This window comes from Pedobacter frigidisoli, from assembly GCF_004331675.1.
GTDB classification, from domain to species: Bacteria; Bacteroidota; Bacteroidia; order Sphingobacteriales; family Sphingobacteriaceae; genus Pedobacter; species Pedobacter frigidisoli.
Genome location: NZ_SJSN01000005.1, coordinates 267,862 through 294,323, shown reverse-complemented (window position 1 = coordinate 294,323; position 26,462 = coordinate 267,862). Strand labels below are relative to the sequence as shown.

The 26,462-nt window shown below is 37.8% G+C and carries 15 protein-coding genes and 2 tRNA genes; 13 read left to right on the top strand and 4 right to left on the bottom strand.

Features of this window, described 5'->3' with window-relative positions:
* Positions 1 to 9: 9 nt before the first annotated feature.
* From gatA to sov, 5 genes are all read left to right on the top strand, one after another.
* Positions 10 to 1,428: an Asp-tRNA(Asn)/Glu-tRNA(Gln) amidotransferase subunit GatA gene (gatA, locus tag EZ449_RS08370; RefSeq protein ID WP_131557599.1), complete on the top strand. Its 1,419-nt coding sequence runs from the start codon at positions 10 to 12 to the stop codon at positions 1,426 to 1,428.
* A gap of 125 nt (positions 1,429 to 1,553) precedes the next feature.
* The gene (locus tag EZ449_RS08365; protein ID WP_131557597.1) at positions 1,554 to 2,960 is read left to right on the top strand and encodes a lytic transglycosylase domain-containing protein; all 1,407 of its coding nucleotides are present in this window, start codon (positions 1,554 to 1,556) and stop codon (positions 2,958 to 2,960) included.
* Between the two features lie 373 nt (positions 2,961 to 3,333).
* Positions 3,334 to 5,655: an NADP-dependent malic enzyme gene (locus tag EZ449_RS08360; RefSeq protein WP_131557595.1), complete on the top strand. Its 2,322-nt coding sequence runs from the start codon at positions 3,334 to 3,336 to the stop codon at positions 5,653 to 5,655.
* Between the two features lie 6 nt (positions 5,656 to 5,661).
* Entirely contained in the window at positions 5,662 to 6,246 is a 585-nt protein-coding gene (gene ruvA, locus EZ449_RS08355; protein ID WP_131557593.1) for a Holliday junction branch migration protein RuvA, read from the top strand.
* 11 nt (positions 6,247 to 6,257) lie between these two features.
* Positions 6,258 to 13,439 (top strand): T9SS outer membrane translocon Sov/SprA, encoded by a 7,182-nt coding sequence (gene sov / locus EZ449_RS08350; RefSeq protein ID WP_131557591.1) that lies wholly within the window; start codon positions 6,258 to 6,260, stop codon positions 13,437 to 13,439.
* Positions 13,440 to 13,800: 361 nt separating this feature from the next.
* Here the strand turns inward: sov and EZ449_RS08345 are convergent, their stop codons facing one another.
* Positions 13,801 to 14,256, bottom strand: a complete 456-nt coding sequence (locus tag EZ449_RS08345) for a hypothetical protein (RefSeq protein ID WP_131557589.1) — start codon at positions 14,254 to 14,256, stop codon at positions 13,801 to 13,803.
* Positions 14,257 to 14,565: 309 nt separating this feature from the next.
* On the opposite strand from EZ449_RS08345, the gene gcvH reads away from it, so the two are divergent.
* From gcvH to feoB, 6 genes are all read left to right on the top strand, one after another.
* On the top strand, positions 14,566 to 14,946 hold the full coding sequence (gene gcvH, locus EZ449_RS08340) for a glycine cleavage system protein GcvH (protein WP_131557587.1): 381 nt from the start codon (positions 14,566 to 14,568) through the stop codon (positions 14,944 to 14,946).
* Positions 14,947 to 14,957: 11 nt separating this feature from the next.
* Positions 14,958 to 15,356 carry a VanZ family protein gene (locus EZ449_RS08335; protein ID WP_131557585.1) on the top strand — a complete coding sequence of 133 codons (399 nt, stop codon included), beginning with the start codon at positions 14,958 to 14,960 and terminating at the stop codon, positions 15,354 to 15,356.
* 256 nt (positions 15,357 to 15,612) lie between these two features.
* A complete protein-coding gene (locus EZ449_RS08330) occupies positions 15,613 to 18,432 on the top strand; it encodes an outer membrane beta-barrel protein (RefSeq protein ID WP_131557583.1) in 2,820 nt (939 codons plus the stop codon).
* A gap of 172 nt (positions 18,433 to 18,604) precedes the next feature.
* Complete coding sequence (locus tag EZ449_RS08325) at positions 18,605 to 21,382, top strand: TonB-dependent receptor (RefSeq protein ID WP_131557581.1); 2,778 nt, start codon at positions 18,605 to 18,607, stop codon at positions 21,380 to 21,382.
* 95 nt (positions 21,383 to 21,477) lie between these two features.
* On the top strand, positions 21,478 to 21,693 hold the full coding sequence (locus EZ449_RS08320; RefSeq protein ID WP_131557579.1) for a FeoA family protein: 216 nt from the start codon (positions 21,478 to 21,480) through the stop codon (positions 21,691 to 21,693).
* Between the two features lie 10 nt (positions 21,694 to 21,703).
* Positions 21,704 to 23,812 (top strand): ferrous iron transport protein B, encoded by a 2,109-nt coding sequence (gene feoB, locus EZ449_RS08315; RefSeq protein ID WP_131557576.1) that lies wholly within the window; start codon positions 21,704 to 21,706, stop codon positions 23,810 to 23,812.
* A gap of 176 nt (positions 23,813 to 23,988) precedes the next feature.
* On the opposite strand, the gene EZ449_RS08310 is transcribed toward feoB, so the two are convergent.
* Positions 23,989 to 24,465: an Lrp/AsnC ligand binding domain-containing protein gene (locus EZ449_RS08310; RefSeq protein ID WP_056848148.1), complete on the bottom strand. Its 477-nt coding sequence runs from the start codon at positions 24,463 to 24,465 to the stop codon at positions 23,989 to 23,991.
* Positions 24,466 to 24,622: 157 nt separating this feature from the next.
* On the opposite strand from EZ449_RS08310, the gene EZ449_RS22620 reads away from it, so the two are divergent.
* Both EZ449_RS22620 and EZ449_RS22615 read left to right on the top strand, forming a co-directional pair.
* Positions 24,623 to 24,732 (top strand) — tRNA-Asp (locus EZ449_RS22620).
* A 75-nt stretch (positions 24,733 to 24,807) separates the two neighbouring features.
* Positions 24,808 to 24,951: transfer RNA gene (locus EZ449_RS22615), tRNA-Asp, on the top strand.
* A 145-nt stretch (positions 24,952 to 25,096) separates the two neighbouring features.
* Here the strand turns inward: EZ449_RS22615 and frr are convergent.
* Both frr and pyrH read right to left on the bottom strand, forming a co-directional pair.
* Positions 25,097 to 25,660: a ribosome recycling factor gene (frr, locus tag EZ449_RS08305; protein ID WP_131557574.1), complete on the bottom strand. Its 564-nt coding sequence runs from the start codon at positions 25,658 to 25,660 to the stop codon at positions 25,097 to 25,099.
* A 41-nt stretch (positions 25,661 to 25,701) separates the two neighbouring features.
* A complete protein-coding gene (gene pyrH / locus EZ449_RS08300; RefSeq protein WP_131557572.1) occupies positions 25,702 to 26,406 on the bottom strand; it encodes a UMP kinase in 705 nt (234 codons plus the stop codon).
* Between the last annotated feature and the right edge of the window lie 56 nt (positions 26,407 to 26,462).

Here is a 26,462-nt window from a genome sequence, read left to right as displayed (position 1 = left end):
TATTAAGTTTTGAAGAAATACAGCTCTCTTAAAGGGATACAAACGCTCATTTCGCAAAAAGCTTTAACCTTACCCGATTTATTGGCTTATTATTTTAAGCAAATTGAAGATAACAAACACCTCAATGCATTCAACGAGGTGTTTTTTTATTCGGCAGAAGTTCAGGCAAAAGCGGTACAGCAAAAGATCGAAAATGGTACAGCGGGGAAACTTGCTGGAATGGTAATTGGTATTAAGGATAATATCTGTTATAAAGACCATATCGTAACAGCATCATCAAAAATGCTTGATGGCTTTGTGTCGCCTTATTCTTCTACAGTTGTTCAGCGATTATTACAAGAAGATGCGGTGATTATTGGCCGTTTAAATTGTGATGAATTTGCAATGGGCGGTTCCAATGAAACCTCATATTTCGGTCCAGCAAAAAATGCCGCAAACGCAGACCTTGTTCCAGGTGGATCATCTGGTGGTTCTGCAGTTGCCGTTCAGGCAGATATGTGTTTATCAGCTTTGGGAACTGATACAGGCGGTTCAGTTAGACAACCAGCTGCATTTTGTGGTCAGATTGGATTAAAACCTACTTATGGAAGAATCTCCAGATATGGCGTTATCGCTTATGCCTCTTCTTTTGATCAAGTTGGGCCAATCACTTCTTCAGTAGAAGACGCTGCCTTACTTTTACAGGTTCTTGCTGGAGAAGATGATTACGATTCTACCGTTTCGCCTTTGGCAGTTCCAGACTATCCCGAACACCTTAATGAAAATAAAAAACAAAAAATAGCGGTATTAAAGGAAACGATTGAGAGCGATGCACTTGATCCTGAGATTAAAACCGCAATTCTAAAATCAATAGAGGATTTGAAATCGAAAGGTCATGTTGTAGAATATGTCTCTTTCGATCTTTTGGATTACTTGGTTCCTGCATATTATATTTTAACCACGGCAGAAGCCTCCTCAAATCTCTCTCGTTATGATGGTGTTCATTATGGACACAGAAACACTGATGCAAAATCACTAACAGAACTTTATAAATTATCCAGAGCGGAAGGCTTTGGAGAGGAAGTAAAGAAACGAATTTTGTTAGGTACTTTCGTTTTAAGTGCAGGATATTACGATGCTTATTACCAAAAAGCACAACAAGTTCGTAGATTAATAAGAGAGCGAATGGACTCGCTTTTTGAAGATTACGATTTAATATTATCTCCCGTTGCACCTACAGCCGCATTTAAAATTGGCGATAATGTTCAGGATGCATTGGTAATGTATATGGCAGATATTTTTACTGTTCTGCCATCATTAAGCGGTAACCCAGCCATTGCCTTGCCATTAGGCAATAATTCAGCTGGTTTGCCGTTAAGTATTCAATTTACAGCCAAACATTTTGAGGAAGATAAGCTTCTGGCTTTTTCTCAGGCATTTTTAAAATAGGCATTAGCTCGGTTGAGCTGTGTTAATAATTTCGTTTCGCCGTGGTTCGTGTTCTCACGAAAAAAAGGTAAATATGATGTTTTGTTATAAACAAAATATGGAAACGAAAATAAAACCAATAGCCCATGATTAAAAAAATACTTTTTACCTCTATTTGTGCTTTTTTAGGATTTGCTTCCTCGTCTTCTGCGCAACAAATCTTAAAACTCGATAGTCTTCCAAAGAGTCAAAATAACATTTTCATCAATACTGATACTACAGCAGTGCCTCTAGTTATAGAGAATCCGTTGATGATGAGCCAGAATTATATCTACAAGCTTAGATTAGATTCCATTACCAAAACAGTTCCGCTTCCCTACAACGAATACGTTCAGCAATACATCGATATTTATGCCAAGCGCAAGGATATGTTTGGTAAAATGATCGGATTATCCAGTTACTATTTTCCCATTTTTGATAAGGCCTTAAAGGATTTTGATATCCCGCAGGAGATAAAATACCTGACGATTGTAGAATCTCAAATGAATCCACATGCTATTTCCAGAGTTGGGGCAACAGGTATTTGGCAGTTCATGTTTGGTACTGGTAAGGCTTATGGCCTCAAGATGGATAACTTTGTTGATGAACGTAAAGACCCTATTCAGGCGAGTTATGCTGCAGCTCAATATTTTAGAGATGCCTACGAAGAATTGGGCGATTGGCTTTTAGCGATTGCTGCTTACAACTGTGGAAAGGGCAATGTAACTAGGGCAATGGCGAAAGCAGGCTCGAGCGATTTCTGGGAAATTAGACAGTATTTGCCAAAGGAGACGAGAAACTATGTTCCGGCCTTTATTGCCGCTGTTTATGTGATGAATTATTCTGGAAAGCACCAAATTACAGCACAAGCCTGTAATATGTTCCTGAAAACCGATACCGTACAAACCAATCGATTTGTTTCTTTAGCTTCTTTAGCAAAAGCATTAAACATCGAGGAATCAGCGATGTTTGCCTTAAACCCATCTTACAAGAAAAAGATTGTTAATGGAACTGAAGATGCCCCTAAAAGAATCATTATGCCTAAGCTTAAGGATATTGATTTTGCTGGTGTTTATGATGTGCTTTATAATAATGACGTTGATGTAGATATGCGTGTTTATCAGGCCAATACCGATGATATTCGTGATTTGCGCAAACTTAAAGCTAAAAAGGTATCGGTTGCTACAGCTGTAGTTTATCACAAAGTTACCTCAGGGCAAACCTTAAATGCAGTTGCCAATAAGTATGGAATAGAGGTACAGGATTTACGGGTATGGAACGGATTGAAAAGTAAAACCATTGTTCCTGGACAAAAGCTGAAGATTTATGGTAAAAACCGTACACCGTTAAAGGTGCCCGCATCATGTTTAAGTTACAAGGTCAAAACCGGCGATACACTTTCTGCCATTGCAGAGAAATTTGATGGTGTAACCGTTCAGAGCATTAGAAGAGATAATCGTTTGGCAAAAGCTGGCTTGCAGCCAGGGATGATCTTGAAGATTAGTAAGGGATAATAGTTTTTGATATTTTGATAATCCTCGTTTATAGCGAGGATGAATGAGATTTGCGATTTCATAGCCCAATCAATATGGAATTATCTATAAATAGCCATTAATAGATAAACAACCCCACTTTCTTTAAACCTTATTGCAGCGATATCCTTTTTGGTTTTGCTGCTTTCATTCTTTCGCTAACCTAATCCAAAAAGATAAAGCGGAAAGAAGGACTAACAATAATTTTAGCAGAAATCTGCTTTTCTAATTATCTATATTATTCATTTTGTATCTCAATATTATTGCGCCATTTTATTTAATTTTTTGAAAGTCTTTTTATTTTAAGCCTCATAAAAAGAATTGTACCTTTGCCCCGTCACTAATAAGTTACTTAATGAGTAATACGAATAGAAAGCAAGATGCGTTGGATTACCACTCACATGGTCGTCCGGGAAAGATACAAGTAGTACCCACCAAACCTACAACATCGCAAAGGGATTTGACCCTGGCATACTCTCCAGGGGTTGCCGAGCCATGTTTAAAAATAGCAAACAATACCGAAGACGTTTATAAATATACAGCCAAGGGAAACTTGGTGGCGGTTATCAGTAATGGAACAGCCGTTTTAGGATTGGGCAATATTGGTCCTGAAGCCAGTAAGCCAGTAATGGAAGGTAAGGGTTTACTTTTTAAGATCTTCTCTGATATCGATGTTTTCGATTTGGAACTGGATGCCAAAAATGTTGACGATTTCGTTAAGATTGTGAAAGCTTTGGAGCCAACTTTCGGCGGAATTAACTTAGAGGATATTAAGGCGCCTGAATGTTTTGAGATAGAGCGACGTTTGAAGCAGGAGATGAAAATTCCTGTAATGCATGATGATCAACATGGAACGGCCATTATCTCTGGTGCGGCTTTAATTAATGCCTGCGAAATACAGAAAAAGAAAATAGATAAAATCAAGGTTGTGGTAAGTGGTGCTGGTGCCGCTGCGGTTTCTTGCTCTAAAATGTACCTATCACTAGGTGTAAAGCTAGAAAACCTGTTAATGTTTGATATCAATGGATTAATTGATATTCACCGTACCGATCTTGATGAAATGAGGATGGGTTTTGCTACAACGAGAAAAGATATTGCCAATATTGGCGAGGCCATGAAAGGCGCCGATGTTTTTATCGGTCTTTCGGCGGCGAATGTAATATCGGCAGAAATGTTGATGGGGATGGCCAAAAACCCGATTGTTTTCGCAATGGCGAATCCAGATCCGGAGATTTCTTATGAGCTGGCCATCAAAACCCGCAAGGATATTATTATGGCCACAGGCCGTTCTGATTATCCTAACCAAGTGAACAATGTATTGGGTTTCCCGTATATTTTCCGTGGAGCTTTGGATGTTAGGGCAACCAGCATTAACGAGGCCATGAAAATTGCTGCGGTGAAAGCCATTGCAGAACTCGCCAAAAAATCCGTTCCAGAGGCGGTAAATTTAGCTTACAATGCTAGAAACCTGAAGTTTGGTAGAGATTATATTATTCCTAAACCGGTCGATTTTAGGTTAATTACAGAAGTTTCGACTGCAGTGGCAAAAGCTGCGATAGAAAGTGGTGTTGCCCGAAAAATTATTACCGATTGGGACGCTTACAACGAACAATTAAGAAAACGTTTGGGCTTGGATGATGCCATTATGAGGGCAATTACGACTAAGGCCAAAATGGAACCTAAACGAGTTGTATTTGCTGAGGCCGATAACTATAAGATATTAAAAGCTGCCCAAATTGTTAAGGATGATAATATTGCCATCCCGATTCTTTTGGGAAACAAGGAAAAAATACAGGCTATAATTGATGAGCATGGTTTGGAGTTGGCAGGTGTAGAGATCATCGATCAAATGCAGAATCCAGAAAAAACCAAGCAATATGCAGACGCACTTTACAAAAAACGCCAACGCAAGGGCGTATCATCGTTAAGGGATGCAACCAAGTTGTTGAGAGATCGTAACTATTACGGTGCATCTATGGTGGAGTTTGGAGAAGCTGACGCTATGATTTCTGGTTTAACCAAAAATTATGGGGAGACCATTAAACCAGCTTTGCAGGTAATTGGTGTAGAACCAGGTGTGAAACGTGTGGCTGGAATGTACATGATGATGACCAAGAAAGGTCCTGTTTTCTTTGGTGATACTACGGTAAATGTAGATCCAACGGCAGAAGAATTGGTGGATATTACTTTATTGGTTGATAAGTCGGTAAAACAGTTTAACATTAAGCCGCGTATCGCTTTGTTATCGTATTCTAACTTTGGTTCGAACGATGGCATTACACCCGAAAAAGTTCGGGAAACGGTAAGGCTGCTACATAAAAACCATCCAGAGGTAGTTGTTGATGGAGAAATGCAAGGTAACTTCGCCATTAATAACGAGTTGCTAAAAGATAATTTTCCGTTCAGCACCTTAGCTGATGCTCCCGCAAACACGTTAATTTTTCCAAATCTCGAATCTGGAAACATAGCCTACAAACTTTTACAAGAGTTGGGCGGTGCAGAAGCAGTTGGTCCTATTCTATTGGGCTTGAACAAACCTGTTCATATTGTTCAATTAGGAAGTTCGGTAAGAGAGATCGTAAATATGGTTACTATTGCAGTAGTAGATGTTCAGGCGAAAGAAGAAATTGCAACATCGAAACGAAAAGGTATCTTTACAAAAACAAACAAAAAGTAGAATTCCATGTACGCCTATATTGATGGTAAATTGACATTCAAAAACCCAGCTTATGTTGTGGTTGAAGCCGGAGGTATAGGCTATCATATTAACATTTCCTTAAACACATACAGTGCCCTTGCCGATGCAGAACGTTGCAAGCTATACACTTGGCTACATGTAAAGGAAGATGCGCATACCTTATATGGCTTCGCCGATGAGGGCGAACGCCGTTTATTTTTACATTTAATTTCGGTTTCTGGTATTGGTCCAAATACTGGTAGAATGATTTTATCATCCATTACACCAGTAGAAATCCAAACGGCAATTGTTCAGGCAGATTTGCCTTTAATTCAACGGATTAAAGGTTTAGGCGCTAAAACTGCCCAACGTTTGGTTTTGGAATTGCAGGATAAGTTAAAAAAAGAAGGCTCAGATTCATTAATTTCTATGCCTCAACACAATACGGTTAAGGATGAAGCGTTATCTGCATTGGTAATGCTCGGATTCGCCAAACAAACTGCCGAAAAAACTATTGATCAGATTTTAAAGGTAACTGAAGGAACGCTATCGGTAGAGCAACTAATTAAACAAGCTTTAAAAAATTTATAGATCAAACGCCTTTGAAGAGAATATCTACACTCCTATTTCTCATCCCACTTTTCCTATTCCTTGCTTCCCAAAACGCTTTCTCTCAAGTTGTTCCAAGCAAAGCTGATACAACTACGTCTAAAAATAACTTTGGCCTACGCGAAAAAGAACGCTTGGGCTTGGGTGCCAGTACAAATCCGTTTAACCCATCACCAAGTAACTTAAAACGTATTGTAGAGTACGATGCAAAAAATAAACGTTACGTTGTAAAAGAGCTTATCGGCGATAGCTATGTGCTGCAAACCCAATATTTAACTATTGATGAATACCAACGTTTGGTAAATAGTGAGATTAAAAGAGGTAACTGGAGAAGTATTTCCAATGCAGAGGTAAGTGATTATAGAAGCACAGGAATTATTCCTCAAATTCAGGTAAATAGTAAGGCCTTTGAAAAATTATTCGGAGGAACGGTAATCGATATTCAACCACGGGGAGAAGCAGAGCTTACTTTTCTTGGACGCATAAATAAAAACGAAAACCCTTTATTTAACGAAAGACAAAGGGTTCAAACCAATTTCGATTTTAACCAGAGAATTCAGATGGATCTTGTGGGTAACATCGGAACGAAACTTAAGATCAAAAGTAATTACAATACCGAAGCGCAGTTCGATTTCGAGAACCAGATTAAGTTAGATTATACTGGTGGTGCCGATGATATTATCCAAAAAATTGAGGCTGGTAATGTGAGCATGCCGCTTAATACCTCGTTAATTACAGGTACACAAGCACTTTTCGGTATTAAAACACAGTTGAAGTTTGGTCGATTAAATGTAACGAGTGTTTACACGCAGCAGAAATCAGAATCAAGGGAACTGCGGATTACCAATGGCGCCCAGCAAAATACAACAACCGTAAATATTGATAGTTACGAGGCCAATAAACATTACTTTTTATCTCAGTATTTCCGGAATAACTACAATAAAAACCTAGCGAATGCGCCGATTATTACCTCGCCAATTCAGATTACAAAGATGGAGGTTTGGATTACCAACAAGGCAGGAAATACGATCGATTCTAGAGATGTATTGGGCTTTTTGGATTTGGGTGAAAACCAGCCTTACAATACCACTTTATTAACTGGTGGAACTTCGGGCCTGCCTGCTGGAACTACAGCAACTGGCTTTAATCAGCAATCAAATAATTTATTATCCAGACTTCCAGCAGGTGCAAGGTTCACCAATTCGAATGATGTCATCCCATTTTTCCAATCGAGCGGAAGTACAGATAACTTTGCAAAATTAACCTACGCCAGAAAATTAACCGATAGAGAATTTACTTTTCAACCTCAACTGGGTTACGTTTCATTAAATAATCCACTCAATGCAGATGAGGTTTTGGCAGTGGCATATCGTTATACTTACAATGGCGTAGAGTATCAGGTTGGAGAGTTTTCTACAGATATTCCTTTTGATGCTGCTAATCCAAAAGTGCTTTACGCTAAACTATTAAAGAACGAAACCAATAAAATCAGTCTGCCGATTTGGGATTTGATGATGAAAAATATCTATTCCATTGGAGGATATCAAATCAGTAGCCAGAACTTTAAATTGGATATTTACCGCATTGACAATGAAACGGGCGTAGATAATCCGGTAATGACCGAAGGACAGAATACTGCTAATAAGCAGTGGATCGCCTTGACGGAATTTGATAGGTTAAACCAACAAAATGAACGTAAGCCAGATGGAATCTTCGATTTTGTGGCCGCTAACAATGCGTTTGGATCTTACTCCACAGCAAGTAATTCCAATACCAATAGCTTATTCGGAACAAATAGTTCTGGCGTAGCTTCGCTGATTACCAATACAAATACGGGCTATATTACTATCGATCCGGCAAATGGAAGAATTATCTTTCCTGTTATAGAACCTTTTGGTAAAGATTTAGCAGCTCGTTTCTTACCGAGTGAGCAAGCCTTAATTGATAAATATACTTTTACAGCACTTTACGATTCCACACAAACGATAGCAAAGCAGCTTTTTCAAAACAAGAACAGGTATGTAATCAAGGTTAATTATCAATCGGATATTGCATCAGAATTTAGCTTAAATGCAATTAATGTTCCAGAGGGATCTGTAAAAGTATTTGCCGGAACCATGCCATTAACCGAGGGTGTAGATTTCACGGTAGATTATCAGGGTGGAAGAGTGAGCATCATCAATCAGGCGCTTTTAGTTTCTGGCCAACCGATTAGGATTACCACCGAAAACAATGAGCTTTTTGGTCTGCAACAGAGATCCTTGTTTGGAACCAGGTTAGATTATCGCGTTAACAGCAAGTTGAATCTGGGTGGTACCATTATGAACTTAACGGAAAAGCCACTTACCCAAAAAGTAAATCTCGGAGAGGAACCGATCTCTAACACCATTTGGGGAGCCGATATCAATTACAGTTCGCCATCGAGATTTTTGACCAAATTGGTAGATAAGCTTCCATTAATTTCTACGAAGGTACCATCTAGCGTTACTTTTTATGGAGAGTATGCGCAGTTAATTCCTGGTCACCCGAGGGCTTTAAACTTTGCTGGAAGTAAAAATGGCGTAAGTTATTTAGATGATTTTGAGGCTTCGCGATCAATTATCGATTTAAAGAGTGCCATTTCTTGGCAACTATCTGGCACACCGCAACTTTTCTCAGAATCTCAATTGGTAGATAATTTAGCTTATGGATATAATAGGGCTAGAATTGCCTTTTATAATATCGATCCTACTTTTTATAATTCTGCAGCATCCACTACACCAGCAAATATCCGCAACAATAGAAACGAGCTTTCCAATCATTATGTAAGAGAGGTAATCGAACAGGAGGTTTTCCCGTTTAAGGAAACCGCTACTGGCCAAGCCTTAAATATTACCACTTTAGATGTCGCGTATTATCCAACGGTAAGAGGTCCGTATAACTTTAGAACCACTGGTTTTAAGACTGACGGATCATTATTGCAACCCCAAAACAACTGGGGTGGTTTCCAAAGGAAAATAGAAACCAACGATTTTGAGGCATTAAACGTAGGGTACATCGAGTTTTGGGTTTTGGATCCATTCATTTATAAGCCTAATTCTACGGGTGGTGATATGTATTTTAACCTAGGTAATATCTCCGAGGATATTCTTAAGGATGGTAGAAAATCATTGGAAAATGGTTTGCCAGATACGAATGATCCTACCAAATATGATGAGACAAATTGGGGAAGAGTGCCAAAATTACAGCCTGTTGTTCAAGCATTTGATAACAATCCCGATTCTCGTAGGGCACAGGATATTGGTTTAGATGGATTATCTGATGCAAACGAAAGGGCGAAATTTGCAGCAGCAATTAATCAGATAAAAGGGCAGTTGAACGCAACAGCCGCTGCGGTAATAGATGCCGATCCATCTTCTGATAATTACACCTATTTCAGGGGTCCGACTTTAGACCAGATCAATGCGGGTATCTTAAAACGTTATGAAAAATATAATGGTTCGGAGGGAAACTCGAAAACCGCTCAACAATCGCAAGAGGAATTGGGTTTAGAAAACTCAGCATCAACTTCGTTGCCAGATGGAGAGGATATCAACCGCGATAACAACATGACGCAAAGCGACGAGTATTTCCAATATAAAGTTTCTATGCGTCCTTCTGATTTGGTGGTTGGGCAGAATTTCATTACCGATAAAGTTACCTCTCAAGTAAAATTGGCGAATGGAAATACCCAATCTGCGTCTTGGTATCAGTTCAGGATTCCTATCAGCCAGTATCAACAAAAGGTTGGTGGTATTCAGGATTTTAAATCGATCCGTTTCTTTAGAATGTTCATGACTAATTTTGCTGATACCGCAGTTTTGCGTTTTGCAAAATTGCAGTTGATTCGTGGAGAATGGAGAGCTTTCAATGCTGCGAATGAAGCTGCTCAAGTAATTGTAGATCCATCTTTGCCAGCACTTACACCAGATAATTCTAGCATAGAGGTATCGACCGTAAACATTGAGGAGAATGGAAAACGTTCACCAATTCCTTATGTTACACCTCCAGGCATTTTACGCGAACGCGATTACAGCAATTATCGTGGTGATACCAGATTGAATGAGCAATCTCTTTCTGTTACGGTTAAAACCCTGAGAGATGGTTATGGTAGGGCAGCTTTTAAAACGGCTTATAGCGATTTTAGATCTTACAAACACCTGGAAATGTTTGTGCATGCCGAAGCCGTAAATAATCAGATCTTAAATAATAATGATGTTTCTGCCTTTTTAAGAATTGGAACAGATAATATTGATAACTATTACGAATACGTGATGCCATTACAGGTTACCGCACCGGGAACCAGTGATCCTGATGCAATTTGGCCTGAGGCAAATAGGATGGATGTAGACCTTACGCTTTTCCAAAATGCAAAATTAGCTCGTAATACCGCAAGGCTTGCTAATGGGCAACCGTGGCCAATCAATATCCCATTTACTTTTACTGATGGAAATAGAACGATTGTGGTTAAGGGCCAGCCCGATATGAGTAAGGTAAGGGTATATATGCTCGGTATCAAAAACCCAATTCGGAACTTGGATGCTGCAGGTAATACAGATGATGGTTTTGATAAAAATGCATTGGTTTGGTTTAACGAATTAAGATTAACTGAATTTGATGAAAAAGGTGGTTGGGCAGCAACTGGAAGATTAAACCTAAAATTAGCAGATTTTGCTGATGTCAATATTTCAGCAAGTAAATCCTCTATTGGTTTTGGTTCGATTGATTCAAAGGTAAGTGAAAGAAACCGTGCTGATAATGTATTGTTAGATGTATCGTCGGCAGTTGAGCTAGGTAAGTTTTTACCGCAAAAATCGGGTGTAAAAATCCCAATGTTTGTAAATTATTCTAAGCAGGTTTCTACGCCACAATACAATCCGCGTACACCAGATATCGAACTTAAAAATGCACTCGATCAATCGTCGAAAGCACAAAAGGATTCGATACTTAACTTTGCTCAAGATTATACCGTAAGAAGAGGAATTAACTTCACCAATGTGAGAAAAGACAGGGTGAATAATGCTAAACCGGTAAGACTTTGGGATATTGAGAATTTTGCGGCTAGTTATGCTTATACACAGTTTAACCACCGCGATTTTATTAATCAAAGTAGTCTTCAAAGTACCTATAGAGCATCATTACAGTACAGTTATTCCAAAGAGGCCAAAACAATTGCGCCGTTTGAGAAGATTATCAAGTCGAATACCTTAGCACTTTTAAGAGATTTTAACTTTAGCATTTTTCCAAGTGCCATTAATTTTAGAATTGATGTAGATCGTTTGTATTCTGAAAACACATTGAGGAATAACGATCCTAACAATACCTTAGGTGTTTACCAAAGTGGTTATGGAACAACCTTTAACAAGAACTTTACCGTAAGCCGGATCTATGGTATTGCCTGGAACCTTACTCGTTCGCTTCAATTGGATTTCAACGCGACCAACTATTCGATTATTGATGAACCAGATGGTAGAATTGAGGGCTTAAAACGTGATACCGTTTGGGAAAACCTAAAAAGATTAGGTCGTACCACGGATTATAACCATAACCTAAACGTAACATATAACCTGCCGATCGATAAGATTCCTGGATTGAATTGGGTAAAAGTAACTACCCGTTACGGAACCAACTTTAACTGGCAAACCGAGCCGCTCTCTACCTTGCTCGATCCGAATATTAACTTGGGGAATACCGTTCAAAATAGTAGAACCATACAGGTTAATCCAACTTTAACATTGGCAACGCTGTACAACAAATTTGGATTTATTAGAAAATCCGGCAGCGATGAAACAGGCGGCAAGGTCAAAAACTTTTTCATCAACCTATTAACAAGCTTAAAAAATGTTAGTGGAAATTACGTGCAAACCAAAGGAATATTCTTGCCTGGTTACTTACCAACTACACAATATTTTGGCGTTGATGATGTAACTGGAGCACCAGGACTTGGTTTTGTTTTTGGTAGTCAACGAGACATTAGAAATACAGCCTTAAGTAATGGCTGGTTAACAACTGATACCTTGCAAAACCAATTATATGTAAATACCTTAAGAGAAGATTTGCAGTTAACGGGTCAACTCGAGCCTTTCCGTGATCTTAGAATTACCTTGAGGGCAAATAAGGCGCAAACCAAAAATTTCTCAACCAACTTTAGGTATGTGGCTAGTGTTTCTTCTTTTGAGAATCTAAGCGCCATTACCACTGGAGATTACAGCGTATCATACATCGCACTTGGAACCGCTTTTAAGGAAAATAATTCGACTGTAATATCTACATTGTTTAACCAGTTTATGGCGAACAGAATTATTATTTCCAGAAGATTGGGCGCTCAAAATCCAAATTCTGGTGGCGTAATAGGAGGTTTTGCAGATGGGTACAGTAAGGAAAGTCAGGATGTAATTATCTCTGCCTTTATGGCGGCTTACACTGGGAAAGATGCTGGCTCTACGAAGATGAATGCATTCCCCAAAATTCCACTTCCGAACTGGAATTTAACTTACAGTGGCTTAACCAGAATTCCATTTATTGCAGATAAGTTTTCATCTGTTGATATCAGGCATGGCTACCGCTCATCATACAACATCAACGGCTTTAATTCCTTGTTGAGGTATCAAGAAGTGAATGGTTTTTCTAGCACCAGGGATGTTAACAATAACTTCTTGCCAGAATATCAGTTTGCACAGGTTACGATATCAGAATATTTCTCTCCATTAATTGGAGTCGATACCAGGTTTAAGAATAACTTAACAGCATCTTTTGAGTTGAACAGATCGAGGTTATTAGGATTGAGCTTATCCAACAGCCAGCTTGCCCAACTATCAGAAAACAATATGGTATTAGGTTTAGGTTACAGAACCAACAAATTCCGTTTTCCTTTCGGTTGGTTTAAGAGCCTAAAAATGGATAACAATATGGATTTCAAGCTAGATGTAGCCATTAGAGACAATAAGACGGTAATCTATCGTGCTGATATAACAGAAGCTGAAATATCATCTGGTGCCAAGAATATTACCTTAAGGCCAAGTGTTGATTATGTTTTAAATCAAAAATTTAACATCAAATTATTCTACGATTCAAATATCACCAAGCCATACACCTCGCAAACGTTTAACACCTCGTTTAGTAATTTTGGATTTAGCTTAAGGTTTACCCTGAATTAGATTGCATTTTGATATTGAAAAAATTTGGGTTCGATTAACACCGTCGAACTCAAATTTTCATGTTTTGGAAATGAAGGTCTGCTAAATATGGCAGCCGATAGCCCTGTTAAGTTTCAAGTCCCGAGAGCCTGTGCAAGTACGTAAAGCATTCAGACAAAAACAAAAATACAGCTGCTAAAATCGGGAGCTTTCCAATTATATCAGGTTTATAAACCTAGGTAAATCTCTTTTTCGAAACAGCAAGAAGCATAATTTACTTGCTTAATAAGTGCTGAGCGAAAGCGGAAGTATTGCTGCGTTGCGTTGAAAAAATGCTGCTCAAAATGACGATTTTAAATCAATGAAGTGATATCCTGCTTAATTACTGAGCGCTTGTAGGCAGTTCATTGTTCTCGTTTGATAAAAATAAATTTTCTGTATAAAGCGGAAATAACTTCATACAGAAAAACATAATAACAAACATTGGACTGTAGCTAAATAGAAAGTTATCTATTGGAACTCCCTGTAATTTTCCAGCAATGAGCAAATAAAGGATAAAGATGAAAATAGGTACAAAAGCTTGCCTTAATAAGTTATTTTTATCATTTTGCTTTTTATTACTTGCCGTTTTATTCAACTTAAATAAGATAAATAAAGCGGTTATTGCCGTAAATACGGCAACATCAATAAATCCAAGGTTGAAGCTGAAATTAAAGTTTGATGGATTGAGCGCCATCATGAGACTAATGTAACCTATGCCTATCGCCATAGTTACTGGAACCGTTACTGCAAATGTAGTTATGCAAATTTTAAGCGTATACAGTATTGCCTCTTTCATAAATTGGGATGTCGTTGATTTAGTTAATGCTAAATTAGTTATTTATTATTAGCATTTTTTGCTGGAAAAAGAGAAATATAAATAACCCCTTAGAAATCGAAGCCCATGGCTAGTAAAAAAAATATGTAATTTGGTTTAATTCCGAGATTGGTAGTTAAATAAATGAATTATTTATCAAAGTTAATTTGGGAGTCATTGTTAATCGTTAAACTAATATGTATTTTTGGTTCGCAACGGTTGTGCCTATATGATTCCGCATAACCGTTTAGGATTCAATCGTAAATCACTGAAACAAAACAATAAAAAACAATGAATTTCCCATCAGAATTAAAATACACAAAAGACCACGAGTGGGTTAAGGTTGAAGGCAATGAAGCTTACATAGGGGTTACAGATTTCGCTCAACGCGAATTAGGGGATATCGTTTATGTAGATATTAACACTGTAGGCTCAGAAGTAGCAAAAGAAGAAGTTTTCGGTACTGTTGAAGCCGTTAAAACGGTTTCTGATTTATATATGCCAGTTACTGGAACAGTATTAGAAATTAATGCTGAATTAAATGATAACCCTGAATTGGTTAATTCTGATCCTTATGGAAAAGGTTGGATGGTTAAAGTTTCACTAGCTGATTTGGCTGAGGTGGAAGCTTTACTTTCTGCAGAAGCCTACCAAGAATTAGTTGGCGCTTAATTGATAAGATTTTGTTCGAAGCACTAAAACAGCAAAAGTGGGCAATATTCTGGACGCTTGTCGTTTTAGTGCTTTGTAATATAAGAATGCCCGAAACCAAAGGAGATGGTTTTTTCTTTGAGGGTTTCGATAAAATGACCCATTTGGGCTTCTTCTTTATTTTATCTGTATTGCTCTTTTATGGCAAAATAAAATATCAGCATACATTTGCTTTCCGAACGTTGACTATTTTTAAAATACTCGTTATCAACGCAATAATTGGCGGAGGCATAGAGTTGTTACAGTGGAAAGTTTTTACTTACCGCTCTGCCGAGTGGTGGGATTTTGCTTGTGATATGTTGGGTGCATGTATGGCTGTATTTAGCTATGTTTTGCTCCATAAATTAAATTTCGATGAAAAGAAAAATTAGTATAATTTGTGTGTTGGTAGCTTTTTGCCTTAGCGGATGCAGTATCTTCAAAAAGGATTGTAATTGCCCAAAAGTATATTACAAGAGCTATCCTGCTCAACAGAAATAAAAAATTTAAATCATTTCCCAAATGATTTGCCGGCTTACCAATAAGCTGTATTTAAATTGTTACTAAGCTTTTAACAACTCTTAACAAACCTTTAGGCTTTTCCGTAGTCTGATAGCTTAGTTTTGTATATAAATCTAATTTTTTCTAATGAAAAAGAACGTTCAAAGGGCAATATTCATTGTTCTTTTATTTAGCGGATATATCGCCCAGGCTCAAAATACTGGTGCTATAAGTGGTAAAGTAATAAATTCAAAAGATAAGAAGCCTGTCGATTTTGCAACGATAGCAATCAAAAGCTTGAAAGATTCTAGCGTAGTAGCCTCTGGACAAACAAACCCTGACGGTACATTTAGCTTTAAGGCAATTGCTGCTGGTAAGTATAGAATTTATGCTGCTTTTTTGGGCTTGAAAACAGTAACTAAAGATGTTGAGGTAGCCAAGGCTGCCGTTAACGTTGGAGAAATTGCAATGGCCGATGATGGACTTGATCTAAAAGATGTAAATGTTACGGCAAGTATTCCAGTGGTTGTTAAAACTGATACATTAGAATTTGATGCAAAATCAATCAAGGTAAGGGAGAATGCTGTTGTCGAAGATGTTTTAAAGAAACTGCCGGGTGTTGAAGTTGCCAAAGATGGAAGTATAAAAGCGCAAGGAGAAACAATAACTAAAGTAAAAGTTGATGGTAAGGAATTCTTTGGAAGCGATCCGCTTTTAGCTACAAAAAATCTTCCTGCGGATATGGTAGATAAAATTCAGGTTATCGATGAGATGTCGGAGCAATCACAATTTTCTGGCGTTGATGATGGCACTAGGAATAAAATCTTAAATATCACAACTAAAGCAGGAATGAAGAAAGGTTACTTTGGTAACAGTACGATTGGTTATGGTACCGATGATAGATATGACGCCAGCATCAACGTAAATAAATTCGATAACGACCAACAATTCAGTGTTATCGGTCAGTTCAATAATGTAAATAAACAAAGTTTTGGCCAAGGTAATGGTGTTGGAAACGGTTTTGGCGGCGGTGGCCGAGGCAACTTTGGTGGCGGAGGTAGTGGCGCAGGTAGCGGTGGTATTACCAATACCAATGCTGGCGGTTTAAACTTTGCCGATAATTATAAGGATGGAACCCAAATTCAAGGTAGTTACTTTTTTAATCGATCGGATGTCACCAATCAGCAAACCAGTTTTACTCAAAACTTATTGGGAAATTCAATTACTACGGTTAACAATACTGCAGATAACAATACCGATCGAATCAATCACAGGTTCAATTTCATGATTGATACCAAATTGGATTCATCAACAACAATTAAGATTCAACCAAATGTATCATTTACAGAAGCTGATGCAACAAATATTAGTAGTTATAACAGAAATTTAATCGCTACTTCAACTATTGGAGATCAGCGTTACATCAGCAATTCAACTACGCCAAACATTACCAATAATTTATTGGTTCGTAAAAAATTCAAAAGACGTGGTAGAACAATCTCACTAAATGTAAACACCAGCGTTAACAATAACGATGCAGATACTTACAATTACATTTCTGAAAGCAATACGGTAAACAATGTAACCACACCATCACTTATTGATCAATTGAATAAAGTAAATAGCAACTCGATTAATAATACATCAAGAGTAGTATATACTGAACCACTCTCAAAAACAACGAGTTTAGAGTTCAATTACCAAAATGGTTACGCCCACGATAATCAGGGAAGACAGGTTTTGGATTTCAATTCGGCAAGTGGCCAATATGATTTGGTTAATTTGGATTACACGAACATTTACGAAAATCAAACTTTAACAAATGCTGGTGGCTTAAGTTATACCACTAACCAGAAGAAATACAATTGGAATATTGGTATAGCGGCTCAACAAACCAATCGTGTAAATACAAACGTTACCACCGGTATGGTTAGGACACAAAATTTCATTAATTTAACGCCTTCGGCAAACTTCAGATATAATTTCAGCAATGCTAGAAGATTAAATATTCGTTATAGAGGTAATACACAACAACCAAGCATCAACCAAATTCAGCCAATTCCTGATAATACGAATACCCAAAGTGTTTTTGTGGGTAATCCACTCTTGAAACCGGCATTCAACAATAATTTAACATTCAACTATAACAACTTTGATTTTGCTAAAAGCAGAATGTTTTTTGCTTTCATCAATTTAAGCCAAACATTCAATGCCATTGGAAATAGCAGTCAATTGGTTACTGATCAAAGTGATGTGGATTTCGGCAAAATTAGAACCACCTATGTTAACGTAGATGGTGTGTATTCTGGTTCGGGAAGTATAAACGTTGGCTTGCCTCTTCTACCTGAAAGAAAACTAAACTTAAACGCTTCGTTAAATGCTAATTACAACAGAAACGTAAACTTTACCACAGCCAATAATAATCCGGCTGATGTGGTTAGGAACGTAACCAATACCTATTCTGTAACAAACCGATATAATTTTGTAACCAACCTTGATAAGTTCGATTTAACTGGTGGTATTTCTGGAACATACAACAGAGCTACCTATTCGGCTAATCCGGCTCAAACTACCAACTTCTACACGCTAAATCCTAGCTTCGATATTAGTTATCTTTTCCCAGGAAATATTCGTTTAGCTATAGATTTGGATTACATTAAAAATACAGGACGTGGAGAAGATTATAACACCGAATTTACATTGGTAAACTCATACATCAGCCGTCAGTTTTTCCAGAATAGAGGAACCTTTAAAGTTGCAGTTAATGATGCTTTCAACCAAAACCAAGGGATTAGCAGAACAGCAACTAACAACACCATTACTGATTTAAACTACAACGTTTTAAAAAGATATTTTATGTTCTCGTTCACTTATTCATTAACCCGCATTGGCGGAAGAAATATGAGTAGTGATATGCAGATGCCTAGTCAAGGTGGAGGCGGCGGCGGACAACGCATAAGAATGTAAAAAGCACAATCATTTTTTAAAGGCTCGTTTTTTAACGGGCCTTTTTGTTTTATGTTAGGTTAAGAATTTAATAACTGTACAAATGACAATTATGTATTTCATTTGTTACTTAACCCAAATAAACCTTTAAAGTATCGGCTAGTCTTTACATTAGAACCAGAAAACTAACCGAATGAAACAAATTTTTACGCTACTTCTCATATTTTCTACACTTTTCGTTTATGCACAAAAATCAGGTACAATAAGCGGTAGAATTATCCAGTCGAAAGATAAAAAGCCAATCGATTTCGCTTCAATTGCCATTAAAAACCTGAGCGATTCGAGTATGGTGGGTGCAATTAGCACTACTGAAGATGGTAAATTCATTTTCAAAAACCTTAAGCCGGGAAGCTACAGGCTGTATGCTGCTTTTCTAGGGTTGAAAAATACAACAAAGGATTTTACCATTGTTGCTGATAAAACCGATGTTGCATTAGGCGATATTACGCTCGAGGGTGCAGCTATCGATCTTCAAACGGTTGAGATCAAAGCAGAGGTGCCCCCAATCGTCATCAAAAAAGATACCATTGAATTTAATGCGAGCTCTTTCAAGGTGATAGAAAACGCTGTAGTAGAGGACTTGCTTAAAAAGCTGCCAGGTGTGGAGGTAGATAAGGCGGGAACCGTTAAGGCGCAAGGCGAAACCATTACCAAAGTAAGGGTGGATGGCAAGGAATTCTTCGGTAACGATCCACTTTTGGCGACTAAAAATCTACCCGCAGATATGATTGATAAAATTCAGATCATTGATGAGCTTTCAGATCAGGCGCAATTTACTGGGATCGACGATGGCTCCAGGACGAAGATTATCAATATTACCACCAAGAAAGATAGGAAAAATGGCTATTTCGGAAATACAACAGCTGGTTATGGATCTGATGATCGATACGATATCAATGCAAACATCAATAAGTTTAATCAAGATAAAAGGCTGAGTGTAATCGCACAGTTTAATAATGTAAATAAACAGAATTTTGGTGGTGGCCTTGGCGGTGGAAACGGGGGCGGTAATGGCGGACGTGGCGGTATTACCGATACAAAAGCTGCGGGATTTAATTTTTCTGATGTTTATGCCGATCAAACAGAAATTAGCCTGAGTTACTTCGTTAACAAATCTGATAACCTAATCTTAAGAAATAGTGTTACGCAAAACCTTTTAGGCGATGTAACAACGATATTCAACAATAATCAAGTTAATAATTCAGATCGTTTAAATCATCGGTTAAACTTCATGGTTGATACTAAATTGGATTCGCTAACTTCCCTACGCATTGAGCCGAATTTAAGTTATACAGATAACGAAAGCCTAAATTCAAGTAAATACACAAGGGATTATAGAAAGTACATCATTAACGGTACGCAATCGCTAAGCAATCATAACACTTCCCCATCTATCAGCAATAATATCTTATTACGAAAAAAGTTTATGCGTAGAGGAAGAACATTATCTCTAAACCTTAATACAAATATTAATAATAACGATGCCGATAATTATAACAATAACCCCGAAACCAGAATTGATAGTGGTGGCGTAATTACAAATAAGGTTACCAATCAATTTAACGATCAGGAAAGCGAGTCGCTAAACCAAAGCACAAGGTTAGTTTATACCGAGCCACTAAGTAAAACACTAAGTTTGGAGTTTAACTATCAAAATGGTTATAACCACAATACATCTGATCGTTTTACTTATAATTTCAATCCTGTAACCTTGCAGTATGATTTGCTCGATCAAACTTTTAGTAACTCCTATGAGAATACCATTCTAACCAATAACGCAGGTTTTAGCTTTAATAAAATGGAGCAAAAGTACAATTGGAATATTGGTATGGCTGTGCAAAATACTGATAGAACAAATAATAACATTAGTAGAGGATTTGTATTAAGGCAGAATGTTTTTAATTACACGCCATCGGCAATGTTTCGGTATAACTTTAGCAATAGCAAACGTTTGGTTTTTAACTATCGTGGAAGCACAAATCAACCTACAATACAGCAATTGCAGCCAATCCCAAACAATACCAATACCCAAAGTATTCCTGTCGGAAATCCGGATTTGAAGCCTGAGTTTAACAATACCTTACGCATCGCTTATAACACATTTACAGTAGGTAAAAATAGATCGCTATTTGTAAACTTAAACTTAACACAAACATCGAATAGGATTGCGAATAGTAGCAGTTTGATACAAAGCGGACCAGATCAGGGCAAGTTGGCGGTTTTGCCAGTTAACGTAAATGGCGTGTATTCTGGGAATATTTCATCATCATTAAGCTTGCCATTGATGGCAGAGAACAAGCTTAATTTCCATATTAATGTTGGTGGAAATTACGATCGCGATGTAAATTTTACCAATTCCATAAGAAACATCACCAATAGCTGGAGCATTAATAACGGTTACCGCTTGGTTTCTAGCTTAGATAAACTTGATTTGACAGCAGGTATAAATGGTTCAATCAACAGGTCAACTTATTCGGTTCAGCCAAATTCAAATACCAGATATTACACTTTTAGTCCGAATATTAGTGTGAGTTACATGTTCCCTGGCGATATTCGCTGGTCGGTAGATGCCGATTATAATCAAAACACAGGCCGAGGCGAAGCTTTCGACACCCATTTTACGCTGGTTAACTCCTTAGTGAGTAAGCAGTTTTTTAAAAACCGTGGAACACTTAAGGCCGCGGTTAATGATTTGTTAAACGAGAATCAGGGTATTAGTCGTACCTCTAACAACAATAGAATTGAGGATGTTAGTTATAACGTTTTGCAGCGCTATTTTATGTTTTCTTTTACCTATTCATTAAATAGAATGGGTGGTAAGAACAGGATAAGGGGCAACCAAGAAGGCGGCGGTAGAAACCGCGGAGAAAATGGTGGTGGCGGTTTTGGTGGTGGCCGACAAAGGAATTAATCACACCAACGTCAAAGCTAATTTCGATATGGAATGAGGGGTGATCTTATTTGGAATAAATCTAAAGAAAGGTTAACTTGTGCCAAATTTAGCACATGAAACTTTCGCATCTAAAAGTTGGAGAAAAAGGAACAATCATCGCATTTACCGATCTTGATATGTCTGTAAAGTTGATGGAGATGGGTTGCTTGCCAGGCGAGGTGGTGGAAGTAGAGCGTTTTGCACCTCTTGGCGATCCAATGGCTATTCGTGTTGCGGGTTATCAGCTTTGTTTGCGTAAAAGCGAAGCCGATGTCATTCTCATTCAATAAATAAGCAGTTTTGGATATTAAAGTTGCGTTAGTTGGTAATCCCAATACAGGTAAATCTACCCTGTTTAATCGCCTAACGGGGTTAAATCAAAAAATAGGAAATTTCCCAGGTATTACTGTTGATAAGAAAACCGGTTTCACGAAACTTACCAACGATAGGGAGGTAGAGATTATTGATTTACCCGGAACATACAGCCTATACCCAAAAAGCAGCGATGAAAGCATTGTTTTTCAAGTATTGGCCGATAAAAAAAACAGCAGCCATCCTGATGTAATTGTACTTATTGCCGATGCCTCTAACCTAAAACGCAACATGCTATTGTATTCGCAAGTTGCAGATTTAGGCATTCCGATGGTTTTGGCCTTAAATATGATCGATCTTTCTGAAAAGCAGGGAATCAATATCGATCTTGATAAACTTGCCCAAAAATTAGGAATCCAGGTGGTATCAATTTCTGCCAGAAACAATATCGGGATCGACAGATTAAAATTGGCCATCGCCAATACCAATAAAATTGCAACACAGTTTCAAGATGTTGATGTTAATTTTTTAGCTCCAGCAGCTATCGATGCCATAAAGTCGAAATTACATACTGCGAATGATTATTACGCATTGCAGGTTTTGCACCAGCATGAATATTTAACTTTTTTTAGTCCAAAAGAGCAAGAGGAAATTGAAGCGATCGAACAAGAATACCATTTCGAATCTTCAAAGGTTCAAGCTGCAGAAACCATTGCCAGGTTCAAACATCTTGGAACAATATTATCTGATGTTGTTGTAGATAATGGTGTAGCCGAAAAATATTCTCTCAGCGATAAATTAGATTCGATTTTAACGCATAAGGTTTGGGGTTTTGCCATTTTCTTGCTGATCCTTTTCGTTATTTTCAATGCCATTTTCGCATGGTCATCTTATCCAATGGATTTGATTGAGACTACTTTTGGTTATATCACTGAATTAGGGCATCAATATCTTCCGGCAGGAATGCTTACCGATTTAGTTTTGGATGGCGTTATTGCAGGTCTTGGCGGAATCTTTGTATTTATCCCACAAATTGCCATTCTATTTGCCTTTATTTCCATTTTAGAGGATACTGGTTATATGGCTAGAGTTACTTTTATGATGGATAAAATCATGAGTAAAGTCGGTTTAAATGGAAAATCAGTTGTTCCAATGATTGGTAGCTTGGCTTGTGCGGTTCCGTCCATCATGGCAGCCAGGAACATCGAAAACTGGAAAGATCGAATGATTACCATCATGGTTACGCCATTAATCAGTTGTTCAGCGAGACTTCCGGTTTATATTTTAATAATTTCCCTAATCATTCCATCGAAAAATATATTAGGTGTTTTTAACCTGCAGGGCCTTGCCTTAATGGTCATGTATTTGGTGGGCGTTGTCGCTGCGGTTGTGGTAGCTTGGGTAATGAAGTTGATTATCAAGAGTAAAGAGCGCTCTTATTTTATTATGGAACTGCCCGTGTATCGTATGCCACGTTGGAAAAATGTTTTCTATACCATGTACGAAAAGTCGAAAACCTTTGTATTCGAGGCGGGAAAGGTTATCATTGCCATCTCCATTATTCTTTGGGTAATGGCGGCTTTCGGGCCCGGAAGTCGTTTTGAAGATATAGATCAAAAATACCAATCTGCGCTAAGCGATACCACTAAAAATACCGATCATATAAAAACACTCGTTGCTACAGAAAAGCTAGAAAATTCTTACGTTGGTATTTTAGGTCATTGGATTGAGCCAGCAATTCGTCCGCTAGGCTATGATTGGAAAATTGGGATAGGTTTAATTACCTCCTTTGCAGCTAGGGAAGCATTTGTTGGGACCATGGCCACGATTTACAGTGTAGATGGTGGCGATGAAGATACATCGACGATAAGAGAGCGGATGTCGGCCTCTGTTAATAGCAGAACGGGCTTGCCTGTATATTCCTTTGCAACGGGAATTTCACTCATGTTATTTTATGCTTTTGCAATGCAGTGCATGAGTACCGTTGCTATCGTTTATCGCGAAACCAAAGGCTGGAAATGGCCGGTTATCCAATTGGTGTATATGACTGCTATGGCTTACGTTGCAGCACTAATAGCATACCAATTGTTGAAATAAAAGCCCCACCCAACCTCCCCCGAGGCGAGGAGCGTAAAGCGTTCATATCTATTTTGCTATTTTACTTTAAGATAGATCTTTGCTTTGGGTTATAGCTAGTGACTAACGTTTCCCTCTCTTCGGGAGAGGGACAGCACTACCCAACCTAATCCACCAAACTTTCATAGGGTGAGGCCTTATCCCAACTCAATTTGTCTTTTAATACTTTCCTCCAAAGAAATTAAGGTTTCGGTACGTTGAATTCCATTAACCGCCTGAATCTCTTCGTTTAGTACATGGCGCAAATGATTGGTATCTCTACAAATTATTTTAGCAAACATACTGTAAGAGCCAGTAGTGTAATGCAGCTCCACAACTTCCTTTATTTTGCTTAACTGCGCAACGGCATCCTTATATTGAATTCCCTTTTCTAAATAAATACCTAAGAACGCACAAATATCATAACCAGCTTTTTGTGGATCGATAATTAAGTGGGAACCTTTAATAATGCCCATTTCTTGCAGTTTCTTCATTCTAACATGTATTGTGCCACCAGAAACGATCAAGTCTTTTGCAATTTCGGTATATGGTTTTGTTGCATCCTGCATCAACTGTTTTAATATATCGATGTCGAGGTTGTCAATTTCTAAATTGGAATTGTCTTTTTTAAGCATATTTTTGAATTATGATAAGCGAATTTACAATTATTTATCAATATTATAAAAATAAAATTAAATGTTTAAAATATTTGCAAGGTATTGATAGTTCTTTTACATTTGTATCAAGCAATTAACAAAAAGGGAACGTTCTTTCACAAATTGCATAACATATTGTAGGGTGGTGAAATAGGCAGACACACCTCCTTGTCTCGGTGGCGGAGAAAAATGGGAAAACCAGCAATGGCTAACCACTCCTTGGAGGTTCGATTCCTTCCCCTACAGCTGTTTCAGTTGACAGTAGCCAATATACAGTTAGCAATAACTGATAATTGAAAACTGCTTACTGAATACTTATAATGTTGGGTGGTGAAATTGGCAGACACGCCTCCTTGTCTCGGTGGTGGGGAATAATGGGACAAACGCAGTTTATTGGGTTGACCACAATTAATTTTTTGAACTGTAGCTAACTACCCCTTGAAGGTTCGACTCCTTCCCCAACAGCATTTTTTATGAATAATAAGTTAGTTAATCGAGCAATCCTGGATAGGTTGCTCTTTTTCTTTTTAAGGGTTTTCGTAAAATAGGTCACAAAAAAAGGGAACAGACCTCGATCTATTCCCTTTTATATAAATGTAATTTAACAGAGTTATACCGTCATTACATCTTTTTCTTTCGCTTCAGCGTGTTTATCAACCTTAATAATATAAGCGTCGGTTAGTTTTTGAACTTCGCCTTCACCGGTTTTAATCTCATCGTCTGAAACACTTTCACCTTTCAATTTTTGGATTTTGGTGTTGGCATCTTTACGGATATTACGAACCGTAATACGTCCACGTTCAGCTTCTTCCTTTACTTTTTTAACAAGATCTTTTCTACGCTCCTCAGTTAATGGCGGCACCACTAAACGAATTACAATACCATCATTTTGTGGGTTAATACCAATATTGGCCACTTGGATTGCTTTTTCTATCGGAACAAGCAATGTTTTTTCCCATGGTTGTATTACAATAGTTCTTGCATCTGGTGTGTTAATGCTCGATACTTGAGACAACGCAGTTGATGCGCCATAATAATCTACGAAAATACCATCAAGCATTCCTGCTGATGCCTTACCAGCTCTAATTTTAGTTAATTCAGATTCACAATGTTCGATTGCCCTTTCCATTGCAGATTCGGCATCCATTAATTGTAATTGTATGAGGTCGTTCATAATTGTGTGTATTTCTACAAAAATAGTAATTTTTTTAAATGCTACTTCACTAGCGTACCAATCGATTCGCCGTTGGCAATTTTCATGAAGTTTCCATGTTTGTTCATATCAAACACAATAATAGGAACTTGGTTTTCTTCGCAAAGTGTGAAAGCGGTCATATCCATTACATTTAGGCCTTTATCATAAACCTCTCTAAAAGTAATTTCCTCATATTTTGTAGCCAATGGATCTTTCTCAGGATCGGCAGTATAAATGCCATCAACTCGAGTTCCTTTTAAAACTACATCTGCCTTAATTTCAATTGCACGTAATGCAGCTGCAGAATCTGTTGTGAAATAAGGGTTTCCTGTTCCTGCTCCGAAAATAACCACACGGCCTTTTTCTAAATGGCGAACAGCTCTTCTACGAATAAATGGTTCACAAATTTGTTCCATTTTAATAGCAGTTAACAAACGGGTTTTGATACCAACTTTTTCCAAGGCATCTTGCAAGGCCATCGAATTGATAACAGTGGCCAACATCCCCATATAATCTGCTTGGGCTCTATCCATTCCACTTTTCTCTGCGCTTAAGCCTCTAAAAATATTTCCTCCACCAATTACGATTGCTATTTCTAGCCCTTTATCGTGTACAGCTTTTATGTCTATAGCATATTGCTTAACACGTTCATTATCAATACCGTATTGTTTTTCGCCCATTAGCGATTCGCCGCTAAGCTTAAGTAGGATGCGTTTGTATTTCATGATCTCAAAAATATCAACATTTTTTTAATACCTAGCTATGGTTTTTAATAATTGAT

What these genes read in the sequence shown, in the direction of transcription:
- EZ449_RS08365 (WP_131557597.1), top strand. Translation starts at nt 1,554, where the DNA reads ATGATTAAAAAAATACTTTTTACCTCTATTTGTGCTTTTTTAGGATTT.
- EZ449_RS08360 (WP_131557595.1), top strand. Translation starts at nt 3,334, where the DNA reads ATGAGTAATACGAATAGAAAGCAAGATGCGTTGGATTACCACTCACAT.
- ruvA (WP_131557593.1), top strand. Translation starts at nt 5,662, where the DNA reads ATGTACGCCTATATTGATGGTAAATTGACATTCAAAAACCCAGCTTAT.
- EZ449_RS08345 (WP_131557589.1), bottom strand. Translation starts at nt 14,256, where the DNA reads ATGAAAGAGGCAATACTGTATACGCTTAAAATTTGCATAACTACATTT.
- gcvH (WP_131557587.1), top strand. Translation starts at nt 14,566, where the DNA reads ATGAATTTCCCATCAGAATTAAAATACACAAAAGACCACGAGTGGGTT.
- EZ449_RS08330 (WP_131557583.1), top strand. Translation starts at nt 15,613, where the DNA reads ATGAAAAAGAACGTTCAAAGGGCAATATTCATTGTTCTTTTATTTAGC.
- EZ449_RS08325 (WP_131557581.1), top strand. Translation starts at nt 18,605, where the DNA reads ATGAAACAAATTTTTACGCTACTTCTCATATTTTCTACACTTTTCGTT.
- EZ449_RS08320 (WP_131557579.1), top strand. Translation starts at nt 21,478, where the DNA reads ATGAAACTTTCGCATCTAAAAGTTGGAGAAAAAGGAACAATCATCGCA.
- EZ449_RS08310 (WP_056848148.1), bottom strand. Translation starts at nt 24,465, where the DNA reads ATGCTTAAAAAAGACAATTCCAATTTAGAAATTGACAACCTCGACATC.
- frr (WP_131557574.1), bottom strand. Translation starts at nt 25,660, where the DNA reads ATGAACGACCTCATACAATTACAATTAATGGATGCCGAATCTGCAATG.
- pyrH (WP_131557572.1), bottom strand. Translation starts at nt 26,406, where the DNA reads ATGAAATACAAACGCATCCTACTTAAGCTTAGCGGCGAATCGCTAATG.